Origin of the sequence: Huijunlia imazamoxiresistens, from assembly GCF_037132455.1 — a bacterium.
Classification (GTDB): Bacteria; Bacteroidota; Bacteroidia; order Chitinophagales; family Chitinophagaceae; genus Flavisolibacter; species Flavisolibacter imazamoxiresistens.
Map to the genome: position 1 here is coordinate 1 of NZ_JBBBEI010000032.1, position 16,642 is coordinate 16,642.

Annotated in this window: 13 protein-coding genes; 7 read left to right on the forward strand and 6 right to left on the reverse strand. The window is 59.1% G+C overall.

Annotated elements, in window-relative coordinates; translation table 11 throughout:
* A partial coding sequence (locus V9K67_RS23700) for a hypothetical protein (protein WP_336726974.1) occupies positions 1-244 on the forward strand: 244 nt, incomplete at its 5' end.
* 314 nt (positions 245-558) lie between these two features.
* On the forward strand, positions 559-1,149 hold the full coding sequence (locus V9K67_RS23705) for a hypothetical protein (protein WP_336726976.1): 591 nt from the start codon (positions 559-561) through the stop codon (positions 1,147-1,149).
* Positions 1,150-1,236: 87 nt separating this feature from the next.
* Here V9K67_RS23705 and V9K67_RS23710 read toward each other — a convergent pair whose 3' ends face one another.
* The gene (locus V9K67_RS23710; RefSeq protein WP_336726978.1) at positions 1,237-3,063 is read right to left on the reverse strand and encodes an SBBP repeat-containing protein; all 1,827 of its coding nucleotides are present in this window, start codon (positions 3,061-3,063) and stop codon (positions 1,237-1,239) included.
* A 183-nt stretch (positions 3,064-3,246) separates the two neighbouring features.
* Positions 3,247-4,440 (reverse strand): glycoside hydrolase family 88 protein, encoded by a 1,194-nt coding sequence (locus V9K67_RS23715; RefSeq protein ID WP_336726981.1) that lies wholly within the window; start codon positions 4,438-4,440, stop codon positions 3,247-3,249.
* A 341-nt stretch (positions 4,441-4,781) separates the two neighbouring features.
* On the opposite strand from V9K67_RS23715, the gene V9K67_RS23720 reads away from it, so the two are divergent.
* On the forward strand, positions 4,782-6,326 hold the full coding sequence (locus V9K67_RS23720) for a family 43 glycosylhydrolase (RefSeq protein WP_336726983.1): 1,545 nt from the start codon (positions 4,782-4,784) through the stop codon (positions 6,324-6,326).
* A 43-nt stretch (positions 6,327-6,369) separates the two neighbouring features.
* Here V9K67_RS23720 and V9K67_RS23725 read toward each other — a convergent pair whose 3' ends face one another.
* The 3 genes from V9K67_RS23725 to rbp all read right to left on the reverse strand — a co-directional run bounded on the left by V9K67_RS23725 (position 6,370) and on the right by rbp (position 8,602).
* Entirely contained in the window at positions 6,370-7,440 is a 1,071-nt protein-coding gene (locus V9K67_RS23725) for a fatty acid desaturase family protein (RefSeq protein ID WP_336726985.1), read from the reverse strand.
* Positions 7,441-7,655: 215 nt separating this feature from the next.
* Complete coding sequence (locus tag V9K67_RS23730; protein WP_336726986.1) at positions 7,656-8,114, reverse strand: cold-shock protein; 459 nt, start codon at positions 8,112-8,114, stop codon at positions 7,656-7,658.
* Between the two features lie 149 nt (positions 8,115-8,263).
* Positions 8,264-8,602 (reverse strand): RNA-binding regulator, encoded by a 339-nt coding sequence (gene rbp, locus V9K67_RS23735; protein ID WP_336726989.1) that lies wholly within the window; start codon positions 8,600-8,602, stop codon positions 8,264-8,266.
* Between the two features lie 534 nt (positions 8,603-9,136).
* On the opposite strand from rbp, the gene V9K67_RS23740 reads away from it, so the two are divergent.
* The 4 genes from V9K67_RS23740 to V9K67_RS23755 all read left to right on the forward strand — a co-directional run bounded on the left by V9K67_RS23740 (position 9,137) and on the right by V9K67_RS23755 (position 13,444).
* A complete protein-coding gene (locus V9K67_RS23740) occupies positions 9,137-9,418 on the forward strand; it encodes a short-chain dehydrogenase (protein WP_336726991.1) in 282 nt (93 codons plus the stop codon).
* A 44-nt stretch (positions 9,419-9,462) separates the two neighbouring features.
* Positions 9,463-9,801, forward strand: a complete 339-nt coding sequence (locus V9K67_RS23745) for an RNA recognition motif domain-containing protein (protein WP_336726993.1) — start codon at positions 9,463-9,465, stop codon at positions 9,799-9,801.
* A gap of 122 nt (positions 9,802-9,923) precedes the next feature.
* Entirely contained in the window at positions 9,924-10,226 is a 303-nt protein-coding gene (locus tag V9K67_RS23750) for a hypothetical protein (protein WP_336726995.1), read from the forward strand.
* Between the two features lie 80 nt (positions 10,227-10,306).
* Entirely contained in the window at positions 10,307-13,444 is a 3,138-nt protein-coding gene (locus V9K67_RS23755; RefSeq protein ID WP_336726998.1) for a DUF6298 domain-containing protein, read from the forward strand.
* Between the two features lie 314 nt (positions 13,445-13,758).
* On the opposite strand, the gene V9K67_RS23760 is transcribed toward V9K67_RS23755, so the two are convergent.
* Positions 13,759-16,542, reverse strand: a complete 2,784-nt coding sequence (locus tag V9K67_RS23760; protein WP_336727001.1) for a glycoside hydrolase family 127 protein — start codon at positions 16,540-16,542, stop codon at positions 13,759-13,761.
* Positions 16,543-16,642 lie beyond the last annotated feature (100 nt).

The window sequence follows — 16,642 nt, forward strand, 5'->3', positions numbered from 1 at the left end:
CAACATGGCCAATGGTACTTCCTGCGTGGTGAAGATGGTACTGAGCGGTTCCAAGAGCCAGACCCGTTACGACGATGTGGTTCCTTACGCCCTCTTTGGCGATAACCGCAGCGGCGACTACTACTCCTGGAGCGCCGGCACCGGAAGCTATACCCTGAAGTCCACCCCTTACTCGGGCACCAAGGACAAAATGGGTGCGGCCATCGGTTCGACCTACTCGGTAAGCTTCACTATCGTGAAATAACTACCCACAGCGGGAAACCGCCCAAACAGATAAAGCAAAGCAGCCCCGCAACGGGCTGCTTTTTTTATGCCGGGCAGGCGCCGGAGGGCCAAAAAATATTATAATTTGATTATCAACCAGTTAACAAAATAACAGGCTTTCAAATGGTTGAGTTCGCTTATAACCGTCCTGCTCTATCCGGCGTAGCTCAGGGGGAATTTAACCCCAACAATGACGGCTTCACCGATTCCCACGGGTGAGGTTACCGCCTCCATAGTAGCTTTGATCCATCAATCAAACACACCCCTTCTGCTAACGAAAAGCGCTGACACCACATGAAAAACAATTTCTTCTCCCCCGCCAAAAACCTCTTCGCCGCCGCCCTCCTTGCCCTTTCCCTGTTTTCCTGCAGCAAAAAAGATTACCTGGAGCCCGCCCCCGGCGCTGACGACAATGCCGTTATTTCCGAACGCGCCATTGCACCCGAAGACACCATGTGGGTCACCCCGGGCCTGCCCATCCCCCAGCCCGTCGACACGAACAGATATATCCACCCTTCGAAGCAGCAGGTGACCAGCTTTACCCTGGTGAATGCCGCTACCCAGAAAGACATTATGACCCTCTCTCCCGATGCCACCATCAGCCTGAGCGAGATCAGGGCCAGCCGGGTAAACTTCCGCGTCAACCTGGCCAATGGCACCGCCACCGTGGTAAAGATCAACCTGATCAGCGGTACCGATAACCGGGAGCGTTACGAAGACAGCCGCCCCTACGCCGTATTCGGCGACGAGTCGGGCCGGTACAATGGCTGGTACGCAAAGCCCGGCCGCTATAACCTGAAAGCTACGCCCCATGCCGGCACCCGCAACAAGGTAGGCGACGCCCTGGGAGCGGAATACAGCCTCTACTTCACTATTGTCAGATAAAGTTGCGCTCCTCCGCAGAAAGCGGGAACGACACCACAAAAAAAGCAGCTCCTTACGGTGCTGCTTTTTTTGTTCCCTGATCCCCCCTTACCGGGCCACGAACAGTTTGCCGGTTTGCACCTGCACCGCCTGCACGGCGCTCCACTTTACCCGGTAATAATAAAGGCCGTTGGCCAGGCCGCCCGCATCGAAGACGGCGGTGTACGTGCCGGCTTTCTGCCCGGCCTGTACCAGGGTGGCCACCTCGCGGCCCACCGCGTCAAAGATCTTTACCGATACCTGCCCGTCCACCGGCAGTGTATAGCCGATGCGGGTAGCGGCAGCAAAGGGGTTGGGTGCGGCAAATGCCCGGAAGCGGCCTGGGGCACCGCCAACGCCCTGGCAGGCTTCGGCCGCCGGGGCCAGGAGGGCAAGGGAAGGTGCGGGGCAGGGGCCCGGCAGGTCGCCGTGGTTCAAATGTTCCGCCAGCGCACTGGCATTGATACAGAGCTCGGTTTTGCCGTTATGGCATACCAGCACCCTGTCGCTCTTAGGGCCGCAGGCCACCACCTGGGCATACTTGATGGTTGCGTAGTCGGCATCGGAAGTGACTCCTTGGCTGAAGCCGGTGATATAGACAAACCCCTGCGCATCCACGGCAATGGCCTGGGCGATATCGGTGCTGCCTCCCGGTCCCCCGTAGCGGACTGCCCACTGCTGCACGCCGCTGTTATTGTACTTAACGGTGGCATAGTCGCCCTCGGCCGAAGATTCGAGCACATTGGCGCTGGTGCCCGTAACATACACGTTGCCCAGGGCATCCAGGGCCAGGGCGTTTGCCTGGTCCACATCCTGGTCGGGCCCGTCATAGCGCGCATCCCACTGCTGCAGGCCGGCAGCATTATATTTTACGGTAGTGAAATCGTCGCCAAAGTCCGAATCGGTGAGGTTGCTGGTGCCGGTAACGTATACATTGCCCGAGGCATCTACGGCAATGTCGGAGGCCCGGTCCGGACCCGTACCCGGGTGGTAGCGCCGCACCCACTGCTCCGCGCCGTCGGCGGCACCATATTTTACAGTAGCATAGGCCGTGCCGCTGCCGCTTTCAAAGCTCTGGCCGGTGACGTACACATACGCATCGTCCAGGGCAAGGGCAAAGGCCTGGTCCTGCGAATTGGCGGCGCTGTTATTGTACCGCATCGTCCACTGCACTACGCCCGCGGTGGAATACTTCAGGGTGGCGTAATCGCCGTCGGTGCCCGTACCGTTGCTGTAGCCGGTCACGTACACGTTGCCCGCATTGTCTACGGCCAGGTCATTGGCGCCGTCGTTGCTGCCGGTGCCGTCATAGACCCGGACCCATTGTTCTGTTCCGGCCGCATCATACTTCACGGTGGCGTAGTCGGAATGGTCAGCGCTCGTGCTGAAGGCGGCTCCTGTCACGTATACGTTGCCGGCGCCATCCACTCCTATGGCCGTAGCCCTGTCGGCGGAACTGCCGGCGCTGCTATACCGGCGTACCCACAGTTCATTTCCGGCGGCATCGTACTTGATGGTGGCATAATCGAAGTTAAAGAAGCCAAGGCCCTGGCTCGACCCGGTCACATATACGTTGCCGGCCGCGTCCACCGCAATGGCGGTAGCCCCGTCGCTGGCGTTGCCGGTGCCGTTGTAGAATTTCACCCACTGCTGCACGCCGGCCGCATTGTATTTAATGGTGGCATAATCCCTGGTGGAAACACTGACGCTGCTGCTGCCGGTCACATACACATTGCCGGCCGCGTCCACGGCAATATCGTTGGCCAGGTCGGCGCCATTGCCCGCGCCGTTAAACCGCTGCACCCAATGGGGCACCACCTGGGCGTGGAGGAAAGACGAAAAAGAAAGAAGGAAAACCAAAAACAGGAGCTTCCTGTGAAAGTACATGCTGCTCATAAAATATACTTTAAGGTGAAAGAAGATCCGTTTATAGGGGGGAAGGCATTCAGGAGGGGAAGGAGGCATTGGGATTTCGGATTTCGGATGTCGGATTTCGGATCCCCTTGACAGTTGAAAGTGTCTTACTCATACGTAAAACTCATTCTGCAGTCAAGGGGATCCGAAATCCCAAATCCGAAATCACCAGGGTTTCTTTTCGTTCAGCTTTTTGCGGCGCAGCAAGGCTTCGAGGTAGTAATAATCGGCATAGCTCAGCGGGGCGTCCACTTCGCTTTCGTTCGGCTTGTGGCCGGTACTGTGCACCAGCAAAAAGCCTTTGGCCTGCCCAATCGGCGCCCGGTAGTGACGCGTCAGGCTTTTGATCATCTTGTCGGCGGCAGCCCGGTAGCGCTTGCCCTGCTGGCTGTAGCGGCTCAGCTCGTACAGGCCCGAAGCGATCACGGCGGCCGCCGAGGCATCGCGGGGCGCTTTGGGAATATCGGGCGCATTGAAGTCCCAGTACGGCACCTTGTCCTTCGGCAGGTGGGGGTGGCCCAGGATAAAGTCGGCGATATGTTCCGCCTGCCGCAGGTAGGCGGAATCGTGGGTTTCGCGGAAGCACATGGTAAAGCCGTAAACGCCCCAGCCCTGCCCGCGGGCCCAGGCCGACTCATGGGCATAGCCCTGGTGGGTGGTGCGCTTCACCACCTTGCCGGTGAGGGTATCGTAGTCTACCACGTGGTACGAGCTGTAGTCGGGGCGGAAGTGGTTCTTCATGGTGGTGGTGGCATGGCTGACGGCGATCCGGTAAAAAGAGGAATCCCCGCTCAGGCGGGTAGCGGCAAACAGCAGCTCGAGGTTCAGCATGTTGTCGATGATCACCGGGAAGCCCCATTTATCGCGGCGGTCCCAGGAGCGCAGCGTGCCCACCACGGGATGGAAGCGGCTGGCCAGGGTGCGGGCCGACTGCACCAGTACCTCCTTGTAGTGCGGGTCGCCGGTGAGGCGGTAGCCGTTGCCCACGCTGCAGTACACCTTGAAGCCCATGTCGTGCGTGGCGCCGTTCCATTGCTCCTGCTCGATGGGAGCGGTAAAGCTGCGGGCCTGCTGCTGCCAGCGGTCCTTGCCGGTGTACTCGTAGAGGTACCACAGCACACCGGGGAAAAAGCCGCTGGTCCAGTCGCGTGAAGGCACCAGCTTCAGCTCCCCGTTTTCCAGCGACCGGGGGGAGACCAGGCCGGCGCTGCCCGGCTTTGCCTTGGCTTTTTGGATCTCGTCCAGCATGACCGCCGTCTGCTTTTCCGCAGCGGCAAACACCCGGGGCAACTTTACTTTTTGGGCCTGCAGCCAGAGGGCTGAGCACAACAAGGCACTGCAGAGAACGTTCCTTTTCATCTATAAGGATTTAGAGCGTTGACGATTCTGAGGTCCGCGTTCAGGAATCCATAGGCGCACGGGTTCACTTGTTCCTTTGTTGACCAACCGGGTACGGGAAGGGATGTTTCTTTTGAGGGGACGGAGTTTTCGGTTACGGCATCTTGTTGGGCCGGGAGAAGAGAGCGCTGCCAGCTCAGGCATTCACCCTTGCCGGTCCAATTTTACACAAAGTAACGATTGCTTTTCCCTTCTCCAAAGACAAAAGCGTTGCCCTGCGCCGGGCGGGGGGTGCAGGGCCGGCTCAACAGGAGCGGGTGGTTTAGCCCGCATTGCCTAAATTGGCCTTCCAACAACAAACGATGAACGCAACGAAAACCCTCCAACGTGCGGCCTGCCTGCTGTTCCTGCTGCACGCGTCCCAGGCGCCCGCCCTGGCCCAGAAAAAGCCCGCAAACGCTTCCGCCCCGGCGGCCCGGGCGGCCGCCTCGTATACCAACCCCGTCCTGGGAGGCGACTATCCCGACCCCTCCATCTTCCGCGACGGGAAGGACTATTACATGACCCACTCCTCCTTCGAGTACTACCCGGGACTGCTGGTATGGCATTCCACCGACCTGGTGCACTGGAAGCGGCTGGCCTTTGCCCTCCAGCGCAATGTCGGCTCGGTCTGGGCCCCCGACCTTATTAAACACAAAGACACCTGGTACATTTATTTCCCAGCCAACAAAACCAACTGGGTGGTGACGGCCCCCTCGCCCCAGGGCCCCTGGTCGGAGCCGGTGGACTTGAAGCTGACCGGCTTTATCGACCCCGGCCACGTGGTGGATAAGGACGGCAAGCGCTACCTGTACCTGTCCAAAGGCTATATCGTCCAGCTGTCCGAGGACGGGCGGTCCACCGTGGGCGAACCCCGCCCGGGCTACCAGGGATGGCAGTACCCGAAGGAATGGAGCACGGAATGCTATTGCCTGGAATCGCCCAAGTCGACGGTGAAGGACGGCTGGTTTTACCAGACGGTGGCCGAAGGCGGCACTGCCGGTCCCGCCACGGCGCACATGGTGGTATCGGGGCGCTCCCGCTCGCCTTTCGGCCCCTGGGAAAACTCGCCCTATAACCCTATTGTACACACGAAAAGCAGGGCCGAGCGCTGGTGGAACCAGGGCCATGGCACGCTGGTGGACGATGTCAACGGCAAGTGGTGGATCTTGTACCATGGTTATGAAAAATACTTCCAGACGCTGGGCCGCCAGACCCTGATGCTGCCCATCGAATGGACGAAGGACGGCTGGTTCCGCGTGCCGGCGGGCGCATCGGCCGAAGCCCCGCTTCCACGACCGGCAGGCGCCGCTTCGCCACAGGCCACGGGCCTGTCGGACGACTTTTCCGGCCCCAGCCTGGGACTGCAGTGGCAGTCATTTAAAAGCCTGCCTGCCGAACGGGTGCAGCTGAAGGACGGCCGCCTGGAAATGACCGCCCGGGGCGCTTCCTTCGACGACAGTCCGCCGCTGCTGGTGAACGCCGCCGACCGCCGCTACGAGGTGCAGGTGGAATATACGTTGGAAGAGGGTGCTACCGCCGGCCTTACGCTTTTTTACAACGAGCAGGGCAACATGCGCATTTCCGTGGATGCGCAGCAGTTCTCCGTTTACAACCAGAAGGCCCGCAAGATCAGCGAAAAGAACGGCCTGGGGAATCATGGTTTTTTGAAGATCCGGAACGACGAGAACGAGATCAGCTTTTATTTCAGCGCCAACGGCACCGACTGGACGCGGGTGGAGCGCTCCATCGACGCCACGGGCTTCAACCACAACATCTTCGGCGGCTTCATGAGCCTGCGTGCCGGCCTCTTTGCCTTTGGTAAGGGCAGGGTACTGTTCGATAATTTCGTGTACAGGAAATTTTGAGGAAGTGCCCGCTCCTTCGATAGCGCGTTGGGGCGGGCGCCTTTTAATTCTTCTGGCCCAGCAGCTTCATGGTACGCACATGCGAAGCAACCGCCGTGGCCAGGCTGGGAAAACAATGATAAGGAAGCTGGAATTTTTGGCAGTGCTCCTCCACGATCTTGCTCAGGGCAGGGTAGTGAATATGGCTGATGCGGGGAAACAGGTGGTGCTCTACCTGGAAGTTCAACCCGCCGGCCAGCCAGGTAATGACCTTGTTGCGGGGTGCAAAATTGGCGGTGGTCCTGATCTGGTGGATAGCCCACTCGGTCTGGATCGTGCGGTCGTCCATGCCTACCGAATCAAACTCAGGCCCTTCCACGGCATGGGCCAGCTGGAATACATACGTGGTGACGATACCGGTGGTAACCCCCATCACCAGGTAACCGGCCAGCCAGGCCAGCGGGCCTACGCTAAGAATGGGCAGGAGGATATAAAAGACCACGTACAGCAGCTTGCTGACCCAAAAGGTGATATGCTCGCTGCGGTCCATGGACTGAAGGGGCGTATTGTGAATTTTGCGGGAAAAATATTTTCGAAAGTCCCCGACGCTGACCCACGTAAAAAGGGTCAAGGCATACAGCAAGGGCAGGTAGCGGTGCTGGTAGCGGTGGATCGGCCGCCACTGCTGGGTGGGACTCTGGCGCAACAGCTTGCTTTGGGCAATGTCGTCATCGGCTCCTTCGATATTGGTATAGGTATGGTGCAGGATATTGTGTTTCTGTTTCCAGAAAAAGGCGTTTCCTCCCATGGCATTCATGGTAAGCCCCAGCAGGTGGTTGATCCATTTGCGGCTGCAGTAACTGCCGTGGCAGGCATCATGCATGACGTTAAAGCCGATACAGGCGATGGCAAAACCCAGCAGGGCACAACCCGGGAGGCGGAGGACGGGGGGCAGGAAACCGGCCAGCAGGGTAATGTACAGGCCGAGGGCCAGCGGCACCAGGATGAGTGTCTTGAGGTACAACCGCCAGTTGCCGGTCTTTTTCAAACCCGTAGTCTTGAAATAGCGCTCTACGGATTGCTTCAGCGACTGGAAAAACTGGTTGTTGGTATTGTTAAAGGTGACTTTTGCCATAGTAAAAGAGTGATAGCCGGCAGTGCTTGCCGACAGCTATGGCATAGCGGCAGGATGCAGGCAGTAGGTAATGGAGAAGGGTGGGAAAATAAGAGGGGTGCCTGCTATTGCCGGGAAAAAACGCGCCGCCAGGAACAGGGCAGGGAACTGCAGGTCCGTTTACCGGGCGAGGGACCGCCCGGCAGCGCGCCTGCCTGCCGGTGCCGCCCGAACCTTTAGCTTGTCTTTTTCTTTACGTTGATCGCATTTGGTCCCCGGGGTCCTTTTTCGGTTTCAAAGGTCACCTGGTCATTTTCCGAAATGCGCTCCTGCAGGTTGTTGACATGAAAAAACACCCGCTCGCCGGTAGCCTGGTCGCTGATGAATCCAAAGCCCTTGGATTCGTTAAAATAGCTGACCACCCCTTTGCGTCCGGGCTCATCCGACTCTTCCTCGGTGTGTTTGGGCACGCCGATTTCGATGTCTTCTACATTGAACACCTTCTTTTTACTTTCATCGGGCGGGGTAGAACTGATGTTGCCGTTCTCATCAATATAGGCCATCATGTCCTCCAGTGATTTGCCCTTGGAGGCGTTGGCTTTGCGCTGTTCTTTTTTTTCTTTTTTTTCTTCCTGCTGCTTCAGCCGTTGTTTTTCTTTTTCCCTTTTGGAATAGGATTCTTTTGATTTTGCCATGCTTGTTTTTTAATCATAAAAAGCTTTCACATAAAGCTCTTCCGGCAGGTTTGCCGGGAATGCCCGCTGCCGCTGCGGTCGCTGCCGGTCCGCGTTGCGGGAAACAAAAAAAGACCTCCGGCTGCCGGAGGTCCCTTCTCAATACGATATTACCAGCGGTTTTTGTTGAAGCCACCGCCGCTTTTGAAGCCGCCGCCGCCGTTGCCGCGGAAGCCACCGCCACCGCCGCTGCGGGCAGGACGATCTTCTTTGGGACGAGCTTCGGTCACCTTGATGTTGCGGCCGTCCAGTGTGCCGTTGTCCAGCTCGGAAATGGCTTTCCGGGCGGCCTCGTCATCACTCATTTCCACGAAGCCGAAGCCGCGGGATTTGCCGGTAAGTTTGTCCGTGATCACTTTAGCGGAGCTAACTTCACCGAATTCTGCGAAAATTTCTCTTAAGTCTTCATCCTGGATATTGAAGCTTAAGTTCGATACATAAATGTTCATGCTTGCTGTTTAAGATATAAATAGATATGAGGAAGGCACGAGTAAGTAAACTACGATGCCGGAAAGCAGAATAATTAACATTTTACTGATGCGAAGCTCAATTTAGCCGGATGAAGATAGGAAATAAACCTAGAACCACAGCCAACAAATTGATAAATTGCCGAACAGGGCCTTGTACTGCAGAGCTTTAAGGTCATTCCCCTACCGGCCCCGCCTGACCGAAAACGGGGAACAGGCCGGCGGCGGGGCCTTGTCCCCGGGGCTTTTGAAGGGGGCAAATAGATGAGTTCGCTTACATTTTATTTGTCCCCCCCGATATTTAAGCCTACCTTCCGGGAGTTTTCGTCTGAGTTTTAGCATCCTGCGCACTGGAGTTACGATCTGTTCCCTTGCACCTGTTTCCTTTTTTGCTGTTTGCTTTACCTCTTGCATTATGTTAGCTACGAAGCTGTTTGCCAGCCTTGTTCCCGGGGGCGTCACCGCCTGCTGTTGGAACAGGGAAACATTCGTTGAACAACCTCAATCATTTGATTTATGAATATTGAAGAAATTGAACAATTCCTGAGCAGGGAGGAGACCCCGGGATCCTTTTGCATCAAGATCTCTTTTAAAAAAAGGGACGCGGTATACGGGCTTTTCGTGAAGGATAATGATTACAACCACCTGAAGTCAAAAAACCTCTGGCGCATCGTTACCCGCACCCATTTTGACCAGTGGCACAAAACCAAGGATATCAACCTGGCCAAGATCTTCAGCGGTTCGGACTTCTCCCGGCTGCTCTTATATAAGGACGCCTTCGAAGAGGAAGTCTCCTGATCCGGCCCCCTTCCGCCCCTATTTTTCACCTGTAAACAGTAATAATGAATATTCGCATTTCCAACCTGGACCCTAAAGTTACCCATGAGCAACTAACAGCATTATTTCAACAGTACGGCCCGGTCAGTGCGGCCGAAGTGGTAACGGATGCGTTTACCGGCCAGCCCCGGGGGTTTGCCTTCGTAGAAATGCCCGACAGCACCGAAGCCCTGAACGCCATTGACCGGTTAAACGGCACCGAACTGGAAAGCCGGGCGCTGACCGTGGCAGAAGCCCCGACCACCGAACGCAAAGGCTCCTACCCCGTAGGCAACAGCCTGTATAAAAATTTCGGCTTTCCCGGCACCCGCCTGAAGAAAAAAGGCTCGAAAAAGAGGTATTAATCCCCGGCATCCGTATGTTCCTTTGCCCCTGGCACCCTGGCCGCACGGACGGCAACAACCACCCATCCGGTGGCCGGGGAGGAAAACGGTGGCGCAGGCGCACGTTCTTTAATTGACCGATCATGACCAACAGCATGGAATCCCTGAAGGTAGAATTTAACAACCGGGCCAGCAGCGTATTTTTTACAACATTCAGCAGTTTTCAAACGTCCATCGCCTCGCTGGACCGACAGGGCGATGAGAACGTTTTCCAGCAACTGCGCGGCCGGTACGCCACCCTGCTCCAACAGCAGCTGGAAGGTATTGCCCGGGAGCTGATCAGCAGAAGCCAGGCGGAGCCCGGCACCGCCCGCCTGAAGGAAGCCCTTCCTACCATGATCCTGGAGTACACCAACGATTTCTGCCGGAAAATAAACAGCCTGTAACGGCCGGGCGGCAGCCTGCACTCCCTACTTTACCCTTATTTTAGCGGGGCCATTACAGGCTTCTAAACCCCGCTGATAACATGATTGCACACCCTGCCAGAACCCTGGCGGCCGCTCTGCTGCTGGCCGCTTCCCCCGTCTTTTCCTTTGCCCAGCCCTCTTCGGATACAACAGCTCCTATCCGGATCGGACCGGGAGGCACCCTCAGCTACACCGCCACTACCAAAGGCGACCGGGTCCCCGACTTCTCCTTTTGCGGCTACCGCCTGTCCGAAGCGCCAATCCCCGACGTACCGGTGAAAGTAGTCGTGCCGGCCCTGAAGGGCGACGCCACCCAAAAAATTCAGGCCGCCCTCGACTATGTGGCCTCCCTGCCGCCGGGCAAAGACGGCTTCCGCGGGGCGGTGCTGCTCCAAAAAGGCACCTTCGAGCTGGAAGGCTCGCTCTACCTCCGCACTTCCGGCGTGGTGCTCCGGGGCAGCGGCTCCCAAAAGGACGGAACGGTGCTGGTGGCTACGGGCACGGACCGCGAAACCCTGATCCGCATCACCGGTACGGACGACCGCAAAACGGAAGCGCCAATACCGGTGGCGCACACTTATTTTCCCGTAAACACCATCCAGCTCACCTTTACCAACGCCCATACCTTCAAGGTGGGCGATGCCGTGCTGGTGACCCGGCCCTCCACCAAAGAATGGATCGAAAAGCTGGGCGCCGACAAGATCGGCACTTTTGTAGATTACCCCCTGACCAAATGGGAACCCGGCGACGCCGACCTGCGGTGGTACCGCACCGTAACGGCCGTCAGCCCCACCGCCATCACGCTCGACGCCCCGCTCACCAATGCCCTGGATGGGGCCTATGGCGGCGGCACGGTGGCCCGCTACGCCTGGCCCGGCCAGCTCCGCAATGTAGGAGTGGAAAACCTGCGGTGCACCTCCGCCTTCGATGCGGCCCACCCCAGGGACGAGAACCACCGCTGGATGGCCATCACCCTCGACAATGTTCGCGACGCCTGGGTGCGCCGGGTAGTGGCGGAGCACTTCGTCAGTTCGGCCGTAGCGGTTTGGGAAACCGCCCACCGCATTACGGTGGAGGACTGCAAGTCCCTGGCCCCCGTAGGGGAAGCGGGCGCCTACCGCCGCATGTCGTTTCACAGCCTGGGCCAGCAGGTGCTGTTCCAGCGCTGTTTTTCCCAATACGGCTACCACCCTTTTTCCACAGGGTTTACAGCGGCCGGTCCCAATGCCTTTGTGCAGTGCTATGCCTCCCTGCCCCTGAACTTCAGCGGCGCCCTGGGCGGCTGGGCCACCGGTGTGCTGTTCGACAAGGTGACGGTAGACGGCGGCAACATCAGCTTTGCCTACCGCGACGTGGACGGGCAGGGTGGCGGCTGGACGGCAGCCAACTCCATGGCCTGGCAGTGCCGGGCCGCCCAGCTGCACCTGGCGGCCCCGCCCACGGCGCAAAACTGGGCCTACGGCAGCTGGGCGCAGGGCTACGGCAACGGCCGCCACGAGCAGCCCCGCTCCTTCCTGAAGCCCGAAAGCCTTTTTTATGCCCAGCTGGAAGCCCGCACCGGCCGGAAGTCGCCCGAAGCGGAAAAAATCCTCGTCTACGAAACGGACCGCACCGCCGCCCCCTCCCCTGCCCTGGCAGCCGAACTGAGCCGCCGCTCGCGCCTGCCCGACCTGACGATGGACGCCTGGATCGACAGCATGATCGCCCAATACCCGATCCACAACAATGTATCGGGAGCAAAACCCCTGGAAGCCATCGGTGGGAAACCAGCGCCTGACCAAGCGCCAACGGCGCCAGCGGTAGCGCTTGCTAACGGCTGGATCGTCAGCGGCAAGGGCGTGCTGGCCGGCCGCAAGGGACGCACCTCGCTCTGGCGCGGCAACACCCGCCCCAAAGAGGTGGCCACGGCCGCCCCCAACCTGGTGCGGTTCGTGCCGGGCCGCACCGGCAGGGGCCTGACCGACGACCTGGATACGGTGGTCGCCGACATGATCCGCTCCCACACCGTTGCCTTCCAAAGCTTTCCCGCCCTCTGGTACGAGCGCCGCCGCGACGACCATGCCCGCACCCGCCGGGCGGATGCCGACGTATGGGCGCCTTTTTACGAACAGCCCTTCAGCCGCAGCGGCCAGGGCGAGGCCTTCGACCGCCTGAGCCGCTACGACCTGACCCAATGGAACTCCTGGTACTGGCTGCGCCTGCAGCGCTTTGCCGGCCTGGCCGACCAGAAAGGACTGCTCTACATACAGGAGCATTACCTGCAGCACAACATCATCGAGGAAGGCGCCCACTGGGCCGACTATCCCTGGCGCTCGGCCAACAACATCAACAACACGGGCTTTGCCGAGAACACCGCCTATGCCGGGGACAAACGGGTATACATGGCCGAAGAATTTTACGACACCTCCCACCCGGTACGCCGGCAGCTGCACCGGGCCTATATCCGCAAAAGTCTCGACAACTTTAAAGGCAATACCAACATCATCCACCACCTCGGGCTGGAGTATACCGGCCCGCTGCACTTTGTCCAGTTCTGGCTGGACGTGATCGGCGAATGGGAACGGGAGCACGGGCAGGACGTGAAGGTGCTGCTGCCGGGCACCAAAGATGTGCAGGACGCCATCCTGGCCGACCCCCTGCGCGCCGCCCTGGTGGACGGCATCGACGTGCTGCAGTGGCAGTACCGCAGGGACGGCAGCCTGTTTGCCCCGGCAGGCGGGCAAAGCCTGGCCACCCGCCAGATCGCCCGCATCATGGAGGTGGGCGAAACTTCCTGGGAACAGATCTACCGGGCGGTCAGCGAGTTCCGCAACAAATACCCCGGTAAAGCCATCGTGTACTCCCGCGGGGGCGCCCCCCTGTCCGAATGGGCCGCCTTCATGGGCGGCGGCTCGCTGGCCCACCTGCCGCCCATTGCGGACAAAGCTTTTTACGCGGCGGCCGCCCAAATGGCCCCGCTGCCGGTAACGAACGCTGCCGCCCCGCAATACGTGCTGGGCAAGCCAGGTACCGGCTACATCCTCTTCAGCCCTTCCGGCAAGGTGCAACTAACTATAACAGGTGATAAAAACACCTACCGCATCCAATGGATCAACCCCGCAACAGGGGCCCTCATTCCTGCCGCAAAAAAGAAAGTTTCCGGCGGCGAAGTGACCGCCCCGTTCAACGGGCCGGCCGTAGCCTGGCTGGTGAAGTAGACCCTATAAGTAGTGCGATCATTCTGGCCGCTGAAATACAGGCGGCCACACAATAATCAGACTGTCATGCCGAACGCAGTGAGGCATCTCCCCGGGGCACGAAATGCTTTTTCCAGATACAGGAAAGCCCGCCTGCGAATAGATGCAGCTTTTCTATCCCGGGGAGATGCCTCACTGCGTTCGGCATGACAGTTTTAAAGGTGGTCGCCAGCTTTATAATTGTTGCCCAAAAAGCTTTCCTAAAAACAAAAGCGCCCTGTAGAAACAGGGCGCGGCGATTGCTTGTCTGAAAGTATGCTTGTACGTTTTGCTTTTTATTTTTCCTTGATCCATACGGCGGAAGCTGGCCCCCGGTTGATCACCGGCTGTGGCGGCTCATTGGGCCGCGTGGGCTGCGTAGCTCTTTCGGATTGCGGGTAAGGCGTGGGCTGCAGGCGGTTGAGGCGGGCGAAGTTGGGAATGGCCAGCAGCGGCGTGCCGTCATACCAGGTGCCCTTGATCACCATCACCCCCCTCAGGAAGTCGGGCCGCCATTCGGCCTTCAGCGGCGCGGAGCCGATGGCCTGGTCGATATTGGGCTGGTCGGCCTTTTCCACGTTGTACACCAGGGGCCCGTAGCGCAGCGCCACCCGGTCGCGGTCGGCTTCAATACGATCGTCGGCTTTCACCTTCTGGATCTCCATGGGCAGCTCCAGCTCGATCTTATCGCCCTTCTTCCACACCCGGCGGATCAGGGCATAGCCGTTGACGATCTTCGGCGACACGGACTTGCCGTTTACCGACAGCGATTTCAGTCCCTGCACCTGCGGCGTGGGCGTATACAGCTCGCTGGTGGTGCGGTTGGGCACCCGTACATACACCGTAAATTCTTTGGAAGCTTCGGGGTTCACCACCATGGATACCTTGCCGCTCCAGGGATAGTCGGTCTTCTGCACCATTTCCACGTTGGTGCCCACCACTCTTTCTACTTTGATGGTGCTGCCCACGAACATATTCACGTACAGGCCGTCGTTGCCGGTGACATAGGTCCAGGTGGGGATCATCAGCAGCGTACGGGGGATGTTGCCCACGCAGCAGGGACATACGTGCCACTCGTAGCGGGCCTGCGAGGAAGAAAGCGGGTTGGTATAGGTAAAATGCTTTCCTTCCAGGTCCAGGGAACCCAGCAGGGCATTGTACATCGTTTCTTCATAAAGGTCGGCATACTTGGCGTCGTGGTAGGCCAGGTTCATCTTGTACTGGAAGAAGATCAGGCCGGCGCTGGAGCAGGACTCGCAATAGGCGCTGTTGCGCAGCGAATAGTTGCCGCCAAAGCCTTCCGAGGTCTCACCGCTGCCGATGCCGCCGGTGAGGTAATATTTTTTGTTGACCATGTTGCTCCACAGCGACATCACGGCGCTCTGGTAGTCCACGTCGCCGGTTTCGGCGGCCACGTCGGCCATGGCCGAATAGTTATAGGTGGCCCGTACGGCATGGCCCACGGCCTCGTACTGCTGCTGCACCGGCACATGGCTCTGGTCGTACTCGCTGCCGTCGCGGCGGCTGTCGAGCAGGAACTTCGCCAGGCTGATGTAGCTGTCGCCGTGGCTGCCCTTGCCTTCCATGTCGTTCACGAAGCGGCCGAAGCGTACCAGGGCCTGCTCCATTTCCTGGTGGCCGTCGTACCAGTCTTTTTTACCCGGGCCGATGTTGGCCACCCAGCAGTCGGCCAGCTTTTTGGCCGCATTGTACAGGCGTTTGTCCCTGCCTTCGGTAAGGGTGTAGTGGTTGATGGCCGATTCGATGAAGTAGCCGGCTACATACCCTTCGTGGTCGCCGCGGTTGCGGGGCGACCAGCGCTGCTGCCAGCGGGCGGTATCGCGGAGCGTAAAGGCGGTTTGCAAATAACCGTCCGGCTCCTGGGCCGCCAGGATGATGGGGATCCATTTGTCCAGGGTCTTTTTCATCTTTTCCTGGGCGGCGATGATCTCCTTGTCGCCCTGCGGATCGACCATCAGGGCAATGCACATCGACTCCACGGTCTGGTGCACCCAGGCGTTGGAGAATACATAACCCTTGTGGCGGGCGTGGGCTTCACCGCGGTTGGCCTTGGCGGCTTCAATGAAGTTGTCGATGCCGCCTTCGCCGGAAGTGAGGTCGGTGCGCTCGCACTGGTCGATGCAGAAGGGGATCCAGTTGGTGATCATGGCCTTGGCCCGGTCGTTCCACAGCTTCGAGTCAATTTTATAGCGTTTGGTGTACACCACGTCCAGGCGTTTTTCTTTGGGCGGCTGGTGCACTTTTACTTTGAGGGTAGAGGCGGCATTGAGCTTGCCTTCGGCGGCTTTCAGCTGCAGCACGTATTCGCCGGGGGCGGAAAACGTAGCCGTGGCTTCTTTCGAGCCGGTATTGCTGAAGGATACATTGCCGGGGCCGGACAGCTTGCTCCAGGCCAGCTTTTCCACGGGGGTCACGGACTTCACCATTCCCGACAGGTAGGTCTTGCCGCCCGTCATCACGTCGCGGTCGCCGCCGGCGGTCACCACGGGCGGGTGGGCGGGCGAGTTGGCGGAAGGAAATACGATCCACTCCAGCAGGGTGGCGGTGCTGCGGTCGGCCGAATCCAGCTCCACGCGCAGGCGGGTAGTAGTCACCTCGTCGAAGGTGGTGGCATTGAGCTGGTTGTTGGTCCGTCCCAGGCCCGAGGCATTTTTCACCGGCACAAAGCTGTTGCCGTCCCAGTACTGGATGCGGTAGGCTTCGGGCAGGCGCAGGTTACTGTTATAGTTCCACCAGAAAAGAGCCACCTCTTTTGTGCTGACGGGCTGGCTCCATTCGTACTGCACCCACATGTTCGAGCGGGGCATGACGCGGTTGCCGCCGCCCCGGCGGTTGCCGGTATTGGTGGGCGCCAGGCCGTCGTTGAGGCCGTTGAGGGGGGCGCCATAGCGGACCGAGCTGGAGGTATTGGCCACCACTGCCAGGTTGGGACGGGTGGTCAGCGGCGGGGTGCCGCCTGCCTGGGCCGGGCCGGAAGGCATTTGGGCCCCTGCAGGCAGGGACGCGGCGGCCGCCAGCAGGGAGACGGCGCCCATACGTAAGAATCGTATAGCTTTCATGCGGTTCATTTAAAGGGACAATGAAATAGTGACGTGAGCAGAGATTAAAGCTACACGGGAACAGGAAAACACACTGCTCATTTCTTTGCTGATAGTTACC

Excerpts from the sequence above, each read along its gene's own strand:
- V9K67_RS23705 (WP_336726976.1), top strand. The coding sequence starts at position 559 with ATGAAAAACAATTTCTTCTCCCCCGCCAAAAACCTCTTCGCCGCCGCC.
- V9K67_RS23710 (WP_336726978.1), bottom strand. The coding sequence starts at position 3,063 with ATGAGCAGCATGTACTTTCACAGGAAGCTCCTGTTTTTGGTTTTCCTT.
- V9K67_RS23715 (WP_336726981.1), bottom strand. The coding sequence starts at position 4,440 with ATGAAAAGGAACGTTCTCTGCAGTGCCTTGTTGTGCTCAGCCCTCTGG.
- V9K67_RS23720 (WP_336726983.1), top strand. The coding sequence starts at position 4,782 with ATGAACGCAACGAAAACCCTCCAACGTGCGGCCTGCCTGCTGTTCCTG.
- V9K67_RS23725 (WP_336726985.1), bottom strand. The coding sequence starts at position 7,440 with ATGGCAAAAGTCACCTTTAACAATACCAACAACCAGTTTTTCCAGTCG.
- V9K67_RS23730 (WP_336726986.1), bottom strand. The coding sequence starts at position 8,114 with ATGGCAAAATCAAAAGAATCCTATTCCAAAAGGGAAAAAGAAAAACAA.
- rbp (WP_336726989.1), bottom strand. The coding sequence starts at position 8,602 with ATGAACATTTATGTATCGAACTTAAGCTTCAATATCCAGGATGAAGAC.
- V9K67_RS23740 (WP_336726991.1), top strand. The coding sequence starts at position 9,137 with ATGAATATTGAAGAAATTGAACAATTCCTGAGCAGGGAGGAGACCCCG.
- V9K67_RS23745 (WP_336726993.1), top strand. The coding sequence starts at position 9,463 with ATGAATATTCGCATTTCCAACCTGGACCCTAAAGTTACCCATGAGCAA.
- V9K67_RS23750 (WP_336726995.1), top strand. The coding sequence starts at position 9,924 with ATGACCAACAGCATGGAATCCCTGAAGGTAGAATTTAACAACCGGGCC.
- V9K67_RS23755 (WP_336726998.1), top strand. The coding sequence starts at position 10,307 with ATGATTGCACACCCTGCCAGAACCCTGGCGGCCGCTCTGCTGCTGGCC.
- V9K67_RS23760 (WP_336727001.1), bottom strand. The coding sequence starts at position 16,542 with ATGAAAGCTATACGATTCTTACGTATGGGCGCCGTCTCCCTGCTGGCG.